Below are 13,872 nucleotides of genomic sequence, written 5' to 3'. Positions count from 1 at the left end.
TTTCTCACTATCCGAAAGAAGGAAATCCACGATGAGCGTCGACAACGAGCCGAAACCCGAAATCGATGCCCCACCATCGGGGCTCAAGAAGGTGGTCGGCGCATCCATGGCCGGCACCGTGGTCGAATGGTACGAGTTCTTCCTCTACGGAACCGCGGCGACGCTGGTGTTCAGCAAGGTGTTCTTCGCGGCCGGCGGCAACGAACTCGACGCGATCATCGCGGCGTTCGCCACCTACGCCGTCGGCTTCGTCGCCCGGCCACTCGGCGGCATCGTGTTCGGTCACTTCGGCGACAAGTTCGGCCGCAAGCAACTGCTCCAGTTCAGTCTCGTGCTCGTCGGCGCGGCCACCTTCCTGATGGGTTGCCTGCCCACCTACGGTCAGATCGGCTACTGGGCTCCTGTTCTGCTCGTCGCGCTGCGGTTCATCCAGGGATTCGCCGTCGGTGGCGAGTGGGGTGGCGCGGTCCTGCTGGTGGCCGAGCACAGCCCGAACCGGTCCCGCGCCTTCTGGGCGTCGTGGCCGCAGGCTGGCGTACCCGCAGGCAATCTCGTCGCGACCGTCGTCCTACTGATCCTGACGACGACACTGTCCGATTCGGCGTTCCTCGGCTGGGGCTGGCGCGTGGCGTTCTGGCTGTCGGCCGTGATCGTCCTCGTCGGCTATTACATCCGCACGAAGGTGACGGACGCCCCGATCTTCATCCAGGCGCAAAGGGAAGCCGAGCACGTCAAGGAGACATCGTTCAGTGTCTTCGAGGTGCTCAAGCGTTACCCACGCGGCGTGCTGACGGCGATGGGTCTGCGTTTCGGCGAGAACGTCATGTACTACCTCGTGGTGACGTTCTCGATCACCTATCTCAAGGTGGTCGTCCACACGGACACCGCGCAGATCCTCTGGTGGATGCTGATTGCGCACGCCGTGCACTTCGCGGTGATCCCGCTCGTCGGGCGCCTGTCCGACACCACCGGCCGCCGACCCGTCTACATGATCGGCGCGCTGACCGCAGCCACCTGGGGCTTCTTCGCCTTCCCGATGATGAACAGCGGGCACAACGCAGTCATCCTCGGATCGATCATCATCGGCCTGGTGTTCCACGCGTTCATGTATGCCGGCCAGCCGGCGATCATGGCCGAGATGTTCCCGACGCGCATGCGGTACTCGGGTGTCTCCCTCGGCTACCAGGTGACGTCGATCGTCGCCGGTTCGCTGGCGCCGATCATCGCGGCCACGCTGCTCAGCAGATACCACTCGTCCATTCCGATCGCCATCTACCTGGCGCTGGCCTGCCTGATCACCGGCGTCGCCGTCATCGTCGCCCGGGAAACCAAGGGCATCTCACTCGAATCCATCGACGAGGCCGACGCCCGGATCCTCGCCAACGAAAAGGCCCGGGCCCACGCATGAGCGACTTCGGCCATCGTGGATTTACTCCCCTGCGTCCCGGACCCCACACGTTCACGACCGAAGGCGCACTCCCACAGCATTTTTGCACTGTTTCCGCGCGAATCTCCGCCGAAGGGCGCCTTGCTCCCGCGGCCGCACCTTGACAACAAAGATGATGTGCATCGTCCCGAATACCGTCTCCAGAGCGCGGTCCCGCGCCGCCTACGGTCGCCAAGTCGAGCAGTATCTCGAGTTGCTCGCCGGATTGACCCCAGCGCGGACACGGCCGGTGATCGCCGACGCGCCTGCCTGGCACTCAGCGCGATGGTGGGAGCGATCGTCATGGCGCGAGCCGTCGGCGACGCCGGTCTGTCCGATGACATCCTGTCCGGCACTGCCGCGGCACTCAAGGATCTTTAATCGCGGCGCCCGCGGAAGCCGGCCCGGTGGTACCCCGTACGCGCAAGCTGACAGGAAAAACTCGCGCACCCGGTTGCTCTGGGATGCCTTGATCGATGCGGGCCAGAAGCAATCGAACGGCTTCGCCGGCCATATCGTCGATCGGTTGATGGACGGTGGTCAGGTTGATCATCGCCCAGTCGGCTTGTGGCGAGTCGTCGAACCCGACCACCGAAAGTCGTTCCGGCACCGGGACCCCGAGACGGGCGGCCGCGTCCAGAGCTGCGAACGCCAATTCGTCGGTGACGCAGAAGATCGCCGACGGCGGGCGTCCAAGCGACAGTAGTTCGGTGGCCATTCGCACGCCGTGTTCGTGCGTCAGTTCAGCGCGCCGGACGTAATTCTTGGGTAACGCGATACCGCGTCGTTTGAGCGCGCGACGAGCGCCGTCCTCACGGGCGGCACCATTGGTCCGGTCGCGGGGAACCGACAGTATGGCGATCTGACGATGGCCCAACTCGGCCAAGTGGTCGATGACCATTTCTCCGGCACCCTCGTCATCGGAGAGCACCGCCTCCAGGTCCAGCGTCGGGTCGTTACGACTCAGCAGCACGACCGGGGTGCTCCGTTCGAGGACTTTGCGGACCGTGCGCGATTGCTTTCGGGCCGAAACGAAGATCATTCCGTCAACGGTTGCCGGATCGAGAACGTCGACGCTGTCGAGTTCCTTGGGAACATCAGGATCCCGAATAAGCGCCATGCGGTATCCGGCGTGGGTCAACCGATGCTGGATGGCGTCGACCACCGTCGGGTAGAAGGGCGACTTCAGATCTGCAACCACGACCCCAATTGCCCTGGAACGCTTGGTGACCAAGCTGCGCGCGGCGGAGTTGGGCACGTATCCGAGCTCCCGCGCGGCGGCGAGTACCCGTTCGGTGGTCCGCTCGGTCACGGCTGGGTCGCCGCGCATGACACGCGAGACTGTCGACTGGCTCAATCCCAAGTAGGCAGCAAGGTCGACGCTCGTCACCACGTGCTCATCCTATCGTCTTCGGCTGGCCACGGCGCCGGCCGTCAGGCCGTGTTGCGGCCTCCACTGAGATCCAGCGTCTGGCCGGTCATGTAACTTGCCTCCGCGGACAACAGCCACGTCGCGAGGGCCGAGAACTCCGCCGTGGCACCCACGCGGCCCATCGGTACCCGGGAAAGCAGAGCGGCGTTGCGCTCGGGGCTGAGGTCTTCCAGCATTCGAGTCTGCATCAACGATGGAGCGATGGCGTTGACCGTCACATTGTCGCGTGCCACCTCCTTGGCGGCGGTCTTGACAAGAGACACCACAGCGGCTTTCGAGGCGGAGTAGGCAGCCTGGAACGGATTGCCCTCACGCGCCGAGATCGACGACAGCACCGCCACCCTGCCGTACCCCTGCGCGACCAGAACCGGGATCAGAGCTGCCAGTCCATGAAAGCAGCCGTCGAGATTGACACTCATGGTCTTGGACCATCCCTCGAACGCCATCGACGGAATCGATGTCTCCGGCCCTTGGATCCCATGTGCGAACAGAGCACCGTCGATTCGGCCGTGAACGGCCAATACTCGGCTCACGGTCTCGTCCCATGCCGCGCGATCCGTCACATCGAGCGTCCAGTTGCAGCCGCCCGCACTGTCCTCGTCGGTGACGGCGATATCCGTGCTGACCACCGACGCACCCTCACGGATGAGCCGTTCGACGGTGGCCGAACCCAATCCGCCCGCGGCCCCGGTAACCAGGATGACGCGTCCGGCGAATCGGCCGGCATAGAAAATCGACGGGTCTGCGGCGGCGAGTGCGGTCATTGCAGCACATTCCTTTGTTCGGTATCGAGGGTGGCAACAAGGTGTCGCGTGGACGTCATGAGGCGTTCCAGGTGCGTTCCGGTTCCCCACTTTTCGACGAAGGGAACGTCAGGGACTTCGACGCTGATCGGCACACCGGGCAGCTGGGCAATGATTTCACGCAGYGGGAAGTCGCCCGCGCCGGGAGCGAGACGCTTTGCGCGCGACTCGATCTGACGGTCAGACCCATGAGTATCCTGGCCGAGCGGCATGCGTGGCGGCGCGGGGTGATGAGGGACGACGGCGGGTCCGTCACATAGTTGGATGAGCTGAACCGTCCCCGCCGGAGCCGACGCCAGGTCGTCGATCGACCCACCCGCGCGAACGAAGTGCAGGACATCGAGCATGATGGCGCACCCCGTCTGTTCCGCGACAGAGACGGCCGCACCGAACGTATCGACCTTCTGATAGGAAATCGGCTCGATCATCGGAGTGATGCCGAATTCGCACGCATCCCGAACCAAGGCGGCCAGGTCGTCGATCAGCCGATTTCGTTGTTCGTCACCACCGATCACATTGAGTGCCCGGGCCCCGAGATAAGAACCCGCCGCGAGGACCGGCAGCCAATCTTCGCGGCCGCGGCTGCCGTCGAGGGTGAAAACCTCCACGTCGAACACGCTCAGATCCACGTCGGCAAGTCGCTCGACAGTCTGCGCCGCCATCGGCGAGCGCTCATTCATGGGGTACCTGGTCTCCGACGCCGTCGCAGGATGCACTCGAACGCCGATGGAGGCGAAACCGCAGTCGGCCGCAACGCCGACCAGCTCGGGTGGAGATAGGTGTAGAGCTGATAGGTGAGCCAACCCGATGGGTCGTGTCATGGGCATCCTTCGCGCGGTATGAGTTTGGCAGTTGACGCACAGGCCACGTCCTACCTATGCTGTGAATCACATCTTGACTACGTAGTCATTCAATCATCGCGGTTCCGTCGCCGCAAGTGACTACCCCCACTCCAGCACCACCCGACGAAAGCGAAAACCCGTGAACTCTTCGAATAGTCCAGCGCCGGAGGCGATTCCGATGACAGTTCGGGATGCTCTACCTGATGATGACGCCGGCTCGTCGAACAAGGCCCGCTCACGCCGCGCGGCCATGGCCAGCACGGTCGGTGCCATTGTCGACTGGTATGACTTCTTCCTGTACGGCACCGCCGCCGCACTGGTCTTCGGACCGCTTTTCTTCCCCAATGAGAACCCGACCGTAGGCACGCTCGCCTCCCTGGGTTCGTTTGCGGTCGGCTTTGTGTTCCGCCCGATCGGCGGTGCGATCTTCGGCCACTTCGGGGACCGGGTGGGGCGTCGAAAGATGCTGGTGATCACCATTTTGGTGATGGGTATCGCCAGTACCGCGATCGGCCTGCTGCCCACTTACGCCACGATCGGCATCGCCGCCCCGATACTGCTGATCCTGTTGCGCTCGGTACAGGGCATCGCGGTGGGTGGCGAGTGGGGAGGTGCAGCCTTGATGGCGGTCGAGAACGCCCCGAAGAACAAGCGCAACTTCGTCGCCAGCGGAGTGCAGATCGGGTCTTTCCTGGGCCTGTTATTGGGCACGTTGGCGTTTTCGCTCGTCACCACGTTGACCGATGAACAGCAATTTCAGTCCTGGGGCTGGCGTCTGCCATTTTTGATCAGCATCTTGTTCGCCCTCGTAGGGCTGTGGATACGTAGCGGTGTCCCAGAATCCAGGGAGTTCGCCGAACTCGAGCGAACGAAGAAGAAACAAGCTGCCCCGCTGCTGGAAGCGCTGCGGACCAGTCCCAAACAGATCCTCGCGATCATCGGCATGCGACTGGTCGATCAGAGCACGTTCTACCTCGGGTTCACGTTCTCGTTGGTGTACGTCAAGAGTTACACCGACACCCCGCCGAGCAGTGTGTTGACAGCGTCGATGGTGGCGTTGGTCCTGGCGGTGCCGGCCACTTCGTTGTGGGGTCTCCTCGCCGACCGGGTCGGCGCACGCTGGTTCTATGTCGTCGGACCGCTGTGTGCCGCGGCCGCAGGAATACCGTTCTTCCGCGCCTTGGATGACGGGTCGATTCCGATGATGATTCTCGGCTTCTTCATCCTGATCAATCTCGGACACAACATTTCGACCTCGGTACAACAAACCTGGTTCACGGATATGTTCGATGCGCGGATTCGTTACAGCGGAGCGGGTTTCGGTTACGCAGTGGCCGGGGCCATCGGCGGTTTCGTGCCACTGATCGCGACCAGTCTCCTTGCCGGCAGCGGCAACTGGTTCCCGGTCGCAGCTCTACTGGCCGCTGCCTGCCTCACGGCGCTTCTCACCTCGCTGTGGTCGTACAAATGGACCGGGCAGGGCGAACGATGACCGACATTGTCTGCGATCTCTTGGTCATCGGCGCCGGGGCCGGCGGGCTTTCCGCGGCGGTCACCGCAGCCCACCGGGGCGCCAAGGTGGTTGTCGCCGAAAAATCGGAGGTCTGCGGCGGTGCGACCGCATGGTCCGGCGGCTGGATGTGGGCTCCGCGCAATCCGCTGGCCGTCGCCGATGGTGTGCGCGAGGATGTCGAATCACCGCGGACGTATCTCAAGCATCGGCTGGGAGCGAACTTCGACGCCGCGAAAGTCGGTGCCTTCCTTGCGAATGCACCACGCATGGTCGAGTTCTTCCACGACGAGACACGGCTGCAGTTCGTGCCCGGGACCGGTATCGCCGATATCTACGGCGGCACACCGGGAGCGGGAACCGGGCACCGTTCCGTGGCGCCGAAACCCATCGACGGTTACACGATTCCCGCGGCGGTCCGGAAGAAGATGCGCTGGCAGCTCTATGAAACCTCGTTCCTGGGTATGGGCATCATGGCCGGGCCAGACCTGCAAGCTTTCCTCCATGCCACGCGGTCCCCCAACGCTTTTGGCCACGCAGCCCGTCGCGTCAGTCGTCATATCGTCGACATGGCGACCAGGCGTAAGAGCATGCAGCTTGTCAATGGAACCGCCCTGATCGGTCGCCTGATGGCGTCGGCCGACGAGTTGGGAGTCGATATCCGGGTCTCGTCGCCGGCGCGTTCGCTCATCACAGACGACACGGGGTCAGTCGTCGGCGCCCGTCTCGACGGACCCGAGGGACCGGTCACCGTCCACGCCGCACGCGGTGTCGTGCTCGCCACCGGCGGCTTCCCCGGCAACCTCGAGATGCGCAGGCAGTATTTTCCGCGCACGCCCACCGGGCGTGAACATTGGACCCTTGCCCCCGACACTGCCGACGGCGACGGAATCGCTCTCGCCGAGTCGGTCGGAGGCCGACTCGACACCAGTGTCGCCTCGGCGGCCGCGTATTGCCCGGTCTCCTTGGTCCCATACCGCAATGGCAGGACCGGGGTCTTTCCGCACATTCTCGATCGCGGAAAGCCAGGGGTCATCGGTGTACTGGCATCCGGCAGGCGATTCGTCAATGAAGCCGACGGCTATCACGACTACACCAGGGCGATGATCGACGCCGTCCCTTCGGGACAGGAAGTATCTTCCTGGCTCGTGTGTGACCACCGGTTCCAGCGCCTGTACCCGCTGGGGATGTCGAAACCACGCCCCATACCGGTCTGGCCCTATCTGAGGTCGGGATACCTCAAGCGGGGTCGCACCATAGCCGACTTGGCACGCAAGTGTGGAATCGATGCCGGGAACCTGCAGTCCACCATTGCGGCGTTCAACGAACACGCCCGACGCGGCATGGATCCGGACTTTCACCGCGGCGAAACACCTTTCAACCGAGGCTCAGGCGACCCGGACAATCCGTTCCCGAATCCGTCGCTTGCTCCCTTGGACAAGGGGCCGTTCTACGCCGTCAAGGTGGTCCCCGGCAGTTTCGGCACTTTCGCCGGCGTGGTCACCGATGCGTCCGCCCGCGTCCTCAATGACGCCGATGTCCCGATACCGGGCCTCTACGCCGTCGGATCGGATCAATCCAGTGTCATGGGCGGGCACTACCCCGCCGGAGGAATCAACATCGGGCCCGCCATGACGTTCGGGTATATCGCTGCAGAGCACGCCACGCAGTCCCAGCCCGCCGGTCGATCCGCGATGTGACCCGGGCTACACCGGTGATCACTCGCAACATGGTGTCAACCGAGGACCACTGCGCCCCAACCCGCTGCTCCGCTCGTCACGCCGCCGGTTCCCCTGCGTGTCATCCAGTGGATTAACGGCAATCGACGAGATCAGGATCACCGAGTCGGTGGACTGCTCGACCTACGAATCCGCGGAAACCCAGACCGCCATGGGATTCTCGCAGGACCCGGACACCCCGGGGCTGGCCGAGAGCGTGCGCCGGGAAAGTGAGGTGTTCGCCGAATCCGCGGCAATGATGGCCGACGCGATCGGCGCGAGGTTGGACCGGATGACCTTCGACGTCACCTTCACCGCCGCGACCGGCGACTCCGACCTCGGTTTCATGACGATCCCGAAGGGCACCGTCGCCRGCGTGCTCGGCTATCACCGCGGCTGGGTCGGCGACCGCAAYGTCGTCAGCCACCCTCAAGGATCTGCCGCCGGTGACCGATCGCTTCGCCGGTTAGGTCTCGGCGAGGCTGACGCACGCCCCGACGGCGCCGGCACCCACGTGGACGGCCAGCACCGCACCCATATCGCGCACCGTCAGCGACTGCAGCTGCGGTAGCCGCGCGGTCAGCGCCGCACCCAGCTCAGCGGCCGCATCGTGGTTGTCCACGTGGTGCACGGTGATCGAGGCGGAGCGCTCCCCCACCACCTCGGCGATCGAATCCACCATGGCGGCATGCGCTTTGGACACGGTGCGTACCCGCTGCGCCAGCACCAGCCGGCCGTCGACGTCCAGGTGCAGCAGCGGCTTGACCGACAACGCGGTGGCCAGCCAGGAGGCCGCGGTGCCGATGCGCCCGCTGCGGCGCAGGTTGTCCAGGCGGTGCACGACGATGAACACGTGCCCCCGTGGGACGGCGGCGCGGGCCGTGGCTTCGACGGCGTCGAGTTCGGCGCCGGTCGCGGCCGCGCGCGCCGCGGCCAGTGCGACGGACCCGACCCCCATGGCCGCCGACCGGGTGTTCACCACGCGCACAGCCGAACCGAATTCCCTGGCGGCCGCCGCGGCGGAACTGAACGTGCTGGACAGTGCCGCCGACAGATGTACCGCGACCACACCGTCACCGTCGCTGTCGGCCAATGCCTCCCGGTAGGCCTGCGCCAGGTCTGCCGGTGAGGCCCCCGAGGTCGTCACCTGGCCGCGGTCGAACACGTCGTTGGGAATGTCGTCGATGCCGTCGCGCAGGTCGAGGTCGTCGACGAGGACATGCAGCGGCACCTGGCGGATCGACCACTGCTTGAGTTCGTCCAGACTGAGCCGTGACGACGAATCCGTCACCACCTGGACGGTCATGACCGGTCGGAGGTGTCCGGTTGGTACGCACCGGCTTCGGCGAGACCCTTGAGCATCAGGTCGGCCACCGCGGCGTGCGCTTCGAAGTTCCAGTGGATGCCGTCGGGGTTGCCCCGCCCGCTCATCACTTCCGCACCGACGGCGGCCTTCAGATCCACCACGGGCACCTGATGCTCGTCGGCCCAACCGGTGATGGCCTTGACGATGGGTTCACGCCACCGGTGCGAATTGCCGTAGGTCTCGGCGATGTGCACCGAGGGAATGGTGGCGACCACGGGCAACCCGGGTCGGTTGAAATCCAAGGCGGCCCTGGTCATTTCCAGGTACTCCACGCTGAGGTGCGGGGGCAGCGCCGGCCGCGCCACCGGGGACAGTCGCGGCTGGAGCCAGCCGTAACCGTCGCGGGCCCACCGGCGCAGGAACGGCGGCCGGACGTAACGGATCAGTTCGCGCACCGCGGTGGGCAGCGGCGAGGGCAGCGAATCCATGCCGCAGGTCGCGAAGATCACCGCTCCGGCGCGCGGCAGAGCCGCCCAGGAACGCGGGTCCTGGGTCGCCGCCCACCACACGTCGCGGCAGGTCCACCCGATCCGGCCGATCAGTTCGGCATCCCAACCGAGTTGCTCGGCAACGATATTCGGCCAGATCCTGGGATCGTCGGCGGGCAGTCCGCCGGTCGGGCCGTAGTAGGACAACGAATCGCAGAAGACCAGCAGTGTCTTCCGGCGGGGGCTGTCAGAGGACATCGTTGGCCACCTGCGCCGAGGCGTTCCACACGTCCAGGCGCCACTTGATGGTGTCGCCCACATCGTGGCCGGACAGCTGCGCCCAACTGGCATTGCCCATACCGCCCAGCACCGGCCAGTTGTCCACCGGCAGATCCAGCAGTGCGGCCGTCAGCGCGGCGATCAGTCCGCCGTGCGCCACCAGCACCACCGGGCGATCGGGCTCGTCTGCACCCCAGCCCGGCTGTGCGGCAAGGATTTCGGTGACCAGCGGGACGCTGCGCTGTGCCACGTCGACCCGGCTCTCACCGCCGTGCGGGGCCCACCGGGCGTCATCGCGCCAGGCCAGCCGGGCACCCGGTGCCACCGCGTCGACATCGAGGTGGGTCAGGCCCTGCCAGTCGCCCAGATGGGTTTCGCGCAGCCGTTCATCGACGGACACCTCGACGCCGGACCGCTCGCCGAGTGCGGTGGCGGTGTCCAGGGCACGACGCAGATCCGAGGACACGATGACGAGGGGCTGGCGCTTGGCCAGCACCTCGGCCGCCGCATTGGCCTGCTCGCGCCCCAGGTCGGTCAGATCGGTGTCGAGCTGGCCCTGCATCCGGCTGCCGGCGTTCCACTCGGTCTGGCCGTGGCGCAACAGCACCAGCCGGCGCACGCTCACTCGCCGTCCTGCGGCGCGTCACCGGCTTCGAGATCCACCGGCACGACCGGGCAGTCCCGCCACAACCGCTCCAGCGCATAGAACTCGCGCTCGTCGGTGTGCTGGACGTGCACCACGATGTCCACGTAGTCGAGCAGGGTCCATCGCCCTTCCCGGGTGCCCTCGCGGCGCGCGGGCTTGTGCCCGGCGGCGCGCATCTTGTCCTCGATCTCGTCGACGATCGCGTTGACCTGACGTTCGTTGGACGCCGAGGCGATCACGAAGCAGTCGGTGATGACCAACTGTTCGGATACGTCGATGACGAGGACGTCGTTGCCGAGCTTGTCCGCGGCGGCGCGGGCGGCGACGGTGGCCATCTCGATGGCTTCCTGGGTGGCGGTCATGAAGGTGTCTCCTGTTTGTTGTCCCCGGTCGCTGCGCCCCTGCCCGCCGATGCGGGGTAGAGGTTGCGTTTGGACACGTACTGCACGACGCCGTCGGGCACCAGGTACCAGATGGGCCGGGACTGCTGGGCACGCAGCCGGCAGTCACTCGACGAGATCGCCAATGCGGGTACCTCCACCAGGGTGAGGGCGTTTTCGGGCAGTTCCTTCATGGCCTCGGCGATGTGCTCGCCGTCGAGTTCGTAGCCGGGCCTGCTCACCCCGACGAAACGGGCCAGGGAGAACAGTTCCTCCCAGTTCTGCCAGGACAGGATCGAGGCCAGCGCGTCCGCGCCGGTGATGAAGTAGAGGTCGGTGTCGGGATTCTGGGCGGCGAGATCGCGCAGGGTGTCCTTGGTGTAGGTGGCGCCGCCGCGTTCGATGTCGACCCGGCTCACCGAGAACCGCGGGTTGGCCGCGGTGGCGATGACCGTCATCAGGTAGCGGTCCTCGGCGGCGGTGACGTGGCGTTCGCGCTTCTGCCAGGGCTGCCCGGTCGGCACGAAGACGACCTCGTCGAGCTCGAACTGATCGGCCACTTCACTGGCGGCCACGAGATGTCCGTGATGCACGGGATCGAACGTCCCACCCATCACACCCAACCTGCGCCGTGCTGCCACGAAGAGCCAGCTTACGGCAGTGTTCGGGGCCGCTCGAACGTGCCGACGGGTCAGACCGGCAGCAGGGCGTCGATCACCGCGGCAAGCTGCTTGGCCGACCGGCATTCGTGCATCGGGATCAGGTCGGTGTAGCGCGGGACGGCGGAGTCGCCGCTGCCCCACAGGTGCCTGGGTTCGGGGTTCAGCCAGTGCGCGTGCCTGCTGGCGTTGACCATCCGGGTCAGCAGCTCGGTCTCGGGGTTGCGGTAGTTGTTGCGGGCGTCACCGAGGATGAGCAGCGAGGAACGCGGCGACAGCACGTTGGGGAAGTTCTGCGCGAACGACACGAACGCGTGCCCGTAGTCGGAGTGCCCGTCGCGGGTGTAGACGCCGGCCTCGCGGGTGATGCGCTGCACGGCGACGGCCAGGTCGGCGTCCGGCCCGAACATGTGGGTCACCTCGTCGGTGGTGTCGATGAAGGCGAACACCCGCACCCGGGAGAACTGCTGGCGCAGTGCCGACACCAGCATCAGCGTGAAGTGGCTGAAACCGGCCACCGAGCCCGAGACGTCACAGAGCACCACGAGTTCCGGCCGGGCCGGGTGTGGCTTCTTGAGGACGACTTCGATGGGTACGCCGCCGGTCGACATCGACTTGCGCAGCGTCTTGCGCAGATCGATCTGGCCGTGCGCGGACCGCCGTCGCTTGGCAGCCAGCCGGGTGGCGAGCGTGCGGGCCAGCGGCTGAACGGTCTTGCGCATCTGGCGCAGCTGTTCACCGGAGGCGCGCAGGAACTCCACGTTCTCGGCGAGCTGCGGCACGCCGTACATCTGCACGTGGTCGCGGCCCAGCTGTTCGGCGGTGCGCCGCTTGGTCTCGGCCTCCACCATCCGGCGCAGCTGCGAAACACGCTGCGCGGCCATCGCTTTGGCGATCTCCTCCTGGGTCGGAGTCGGCTCCTCGCCGTAGGGCGCGAGCAACCCGGCCAGCAGGCGTCCTTCCAGCTCGTCCAGCGCCATCGCCTTGAGTGCCTGATACGACGAGTACGAGGGGCCGCGGCTGGAGTTGTACCGTCCGTAGGCCTCCACGATCCGGGCGATCATGGCGGCCAACCGGTCGTCGAGGTTCTCCAGATCGCTGTCGGGGCCCAGCATGTCGATCAGTGCCGCGCGCATCGCATCGATGTCGTCGGGCGGCATCCCCTCCGGGCCGGCCTCGGGATCGGGTTCCTCGTCGATCACGGTCCGCGCGCCGTACGCGGCCGGCCACCACAGGTCGAACATGGCGTCGTAGGTGTCGCGATGGTCGGCGCGGCGCAGCACCGCGCACGCCAGGCCTTCGCGCAGGGCTTCCCGGTCGCCCAGCCCGAGCACGGTCATCACCCGGCCGGCGTCCACCGTCTCCGACGGACCCACCGCGATGCCCACACCGCGCAACGCCTCCACGAACTCCACCAGGTGTCCGGGGATTCCGTTGGGGGCCAGCGGCTGCGGCGGGCGGGTCCGGCGGGAGACCATCAGTTCAGCCTGAGCTCGCCGGCCGCCTTGACCTGATCGGACTGGTGCTTGAGGACCACTCCGAGCGTCGCCGCGATCAGTTCGTCGTCGATGGTGTCCATGCCCAGTGCCAGCACCGTGCGGCCCCAGTCGATCGTCTCGGCCACCGAGGGCACCTTCTTGAGCTGCATGCCGCGCATCACACCGATGATCCGCACCAGCTCCGAGGCGATGCGCTCAGGCAGCTCGGGCACCCGGGACAGCAGGATGCGCCGTTCCAGATCGGGGTCGGGGAAGTCGATGTGCAGGAACAGGCAACGCCGTTTGAGCGCCTCGGACAACTCGCGGGTGGCATTGGAGGTCAGCAGCACGAACGGGGTGCGTTCGGCCTTGATGGTGCCGAGTTCGGGCACGGTGACCGCGAAATCGGAGAGTACCTCCAACAGCAGGCCCTCGATCTCGATATCGGCCTTGTCGGTCTCGTCGATGAGCAGCACGGTCGGCTCGGTGCGCCGGATCGCGGTCAGCAGCGGACGGCTCAGCAGGAACTCCTCGCTGAACACGTCGGTCTTGGTCTGGTCCCAGTCGCCGGTGCCCGCGGTTCCGGCCTGGATCCGCAGGATCTGTTTGGCGTGGTTCCACTCGTAGAGGGCACGTGCCTCGTCCACGCCCTCATAGCACTGCAGGCGAACCAGTTCCGATCCGGTGGTCTGCGCGACGGCGCGGGCCAGTTCGGTCTTTCCGACGCCGGCGGGACCTTCCACCAGCAGCGGCTTACCGAGCCGGTCGGCCAGGAAAACGGCAGTGGCGGTGGCCTTGTCGGGTAGGTAGCCGGTTTCGGCGAGCCGCTTGGCGACATCGTCGATATCGGCGAACAGCGGGGCCGGGCGGGCAGGGAGGCTCACATGTTCTCTTTTCGCAGCGGT

General features: G+C 66.0%; 13 protein-coding genes and 1 pseudogene. 4 read left to right on the top strand and 10 right to left on the bottom strand.

The features are described from left to right. Window positions 1-31 precede the first annotated feature (31 nt). Window positions 32-1,408 carry an MFS transporter gene (locus tag AC1DTF_RS02305; protein ID WP_477472883.1) on the top strand — a complete coding sequence of 459 codons (1,377 nt, stop codon included), beginning with the start codon at window positions 32-34 and terminating at the stop codon, window positions 1,406-1,408. Window positions 1,409-1,793: 385 nt separating this feature from the next. Here AC1DTF_RS02305 and AC1DTF_RS02300 read toward each other — a convergent pair whose 3' ends face one another. The 3 genes from AC1DTF_RS02300 to AC1DTF_RS02290 are packed head-to-tail and all read right to left on the bottom strand — an operon-like array spanning window position 1,794 to window position 4,482. Beyond that, on the bottom strand, window positions 1,794-2,819 hold the full coding sequence (locus AC1DTF_RS02300; protein ID WP_477472882.1) for a LacI family DNA-binding transcriptional regulator: 1,026 nt from the start codon (window positions 2,817-2,819) through the stop codon (window positions 1,794-1,796). A 41-nt stretch (window positions 2,820-2,860) separates the two neighbouring features. Further along, the gene (locus AC1DTF_RS02295; protein WP_477472881.1) at window positions 2,861-3,622 is read right to left on the bottom strand and encodes an SDR family NAD(P)-dependent oxidoreductase; all 762 of its coding nucleotides are present in this window, start codon (window positions 3,620-3,622) and stop codon (window positions 2,861-2,863) included. Beyond that, on the bottom strand, window positions 3,619-4,482 hold the full coding sequence (locus AC1DTF_RS02290; protein WP_477472880.1) for a sugar phosphate isomerase/epimerase family protein: 864 nt from the start codon (window positions 4,480-4,482) through the stop codon (window positions 3,619-3,621). Before AC1DTF_RS02290 ends, AC1DTF_RS02295 begins: the two co-directional genes overlap by 4 nt. A gap of 271 nt (window positions 4,483-4,753) precedes the next feature. Between AC1DTF_RS02290 and AC1DTF_RS02285 the strand changes: the two genes are divergently transcribed. The 3 genes and pseudogenes from AC1DTF_RS02285 to AC1DTF_RS02275 form a co-directional block, all read left to right on the top strand. Beyond that, window positions 4,754-5,995: an MFS transporter gene (locus AC1DTF_RS02285; protein WP_477472879.1), complete on the top strand. Its 1,242-nt coding sequence runs from the start codon at window positions 4,754-4,756 to the stop codon at window positions 5,993-5,995. Then, entirely contained in the window at window positions 5,992-7,713 is a 1,722-nt protein-coding gene (locus tag AC1DTF_RS02280) for an FAD-dependent oxidoreductase (RefSeq protein WP_477472878.1), read from the top strand. Before AC1DTF_RS02285 ends, AC1DTF_RS02280 begins: the two co-directional genes overlap by 4 nt. A gap of 121 nt (window positions 7,714-7,834) precedes the next feature. Next, window positions 7,835-8,155 (top strand): annotated as a pseudogene (locus AC1DTF_RS02275) (dihydrodipicolinate reductase); the annotation flags it as partial. 42 nt (window positions 8,156-8,197) lie between these two features. On the opposite strand, the gene AC1DTF_RS02270 reads toward AC1DTF_RS02275, so the two are convergent. The 7 genes from AC1DTF_RS02270 to AC1DTF_RS02240 all read right to left on the bottom strand — a co-directional run bounded on the left by AC1DTF_RS02270 (window position 8,198) and on the right by AC1DTF_RS02240 (window position 13,851). Further along, a complete protein-coding gene (locus tag AC1DTF_RS02270) occupies window positions 8,198-9,037 on the bottom strand; it encodes a DegV family protein (RefSeq protein WP_477472877.1) in 840 nt (279 codons plus the stop codon). After that, window positions 9,034-9,783: a diglucosylglycerate octanoyltransferase gene (gene octT / locus AC1DTF_RS02265; RefSeq protein WP_477472876.1), complete on the bottom strand. Its 750-nt coding sequence runs from the start codon at window positions 9,781-9,783 to the stop codon at window positions 9,034-9,036. Before octT ends, AC1DTF_RS02270 begins: the two co-directional genes overlap by 4 nt. Beyond that, window positions 9,773-10,429, bottom strand: a complete 657-nt coding sequence (gene gpgP, locus AC1DTF_RS02260) for a glucosyl-3-phosphoglycerate phosphatase (protein ID WP_057169627.1) — start codon at window positions 10,427-10,429, stop codon at window positions 9,773-9,775. The genes octT and gpgP overlap by 11 nt, the downstream gene beginning before the upstream one ends. After that, window positions 10,426-10,812 carry a ribosome silencing factor gene (rsfS, locus tag AC1DTF_RS02255; protein WP_057169626.1) on the bottom strand — a complete coding sequence of 129 codons (387 nt, stop codon included), beginning with the start codon at window positions 10,810-10,812 and terminating at the stop codon, window positions 10,426-10,428. Before rsfS ends, gpgP begins: the two co-directional genes overlap by 4 nt. Beyond that, complete coding sequence (nadD, locus tag AC1DTF_RS02250; RefSeq protein ID WP_477472939.1) at window positions 10,809-11,453, bottom strand: nicotinate-nucleotide adenylyltransferase; 645 nt, start codon at window positions 11,451-11,453, stop codon at window positions 10,809-10,811. Before nadD ends, rsfS begins: the two co-directional genes overlap by 4 nt. Before the next feature lie 68 nt (window positions 11,454-11,521). Further along, the gene (locus AC1DTF_RS02245; RefSeq protein ID WP_477472875.1) at window positions 11,522-12,967 is read right to left on the bottom strand and encodes a vWA domain-containing protein; all 1,446 of its coding nucleotides are present in this window, start codon (window positions 12,965-12,967) and stop codon (window positions 11,522-11,524) included. Continuing rightward, on the bottom strand, window positions 12,967-13,851 hold the full coding sequence (locus AC1DTF_RS02240; protein ID WP_477472874.1) for an AAA family ATPase: 885 nt from the start codon (window positions 13,849-13,851) through the stop codon (window positions 12,967-12,969). The genes AC1DTF_RS02245 and AC1DTF_RS02240 overlap by 1 nt, the downstream gene beginning before the upstream one ends. Between the last annotated feature and the right edge of the window lie 21 nt (window positions 13,852-13,872).

Source organism: Mycobacterium sp. P4_H6, assembly GCF_056400845.1.
This window is presented reverse-complemented; position numbering and strand designations above follow the sequence as displayed.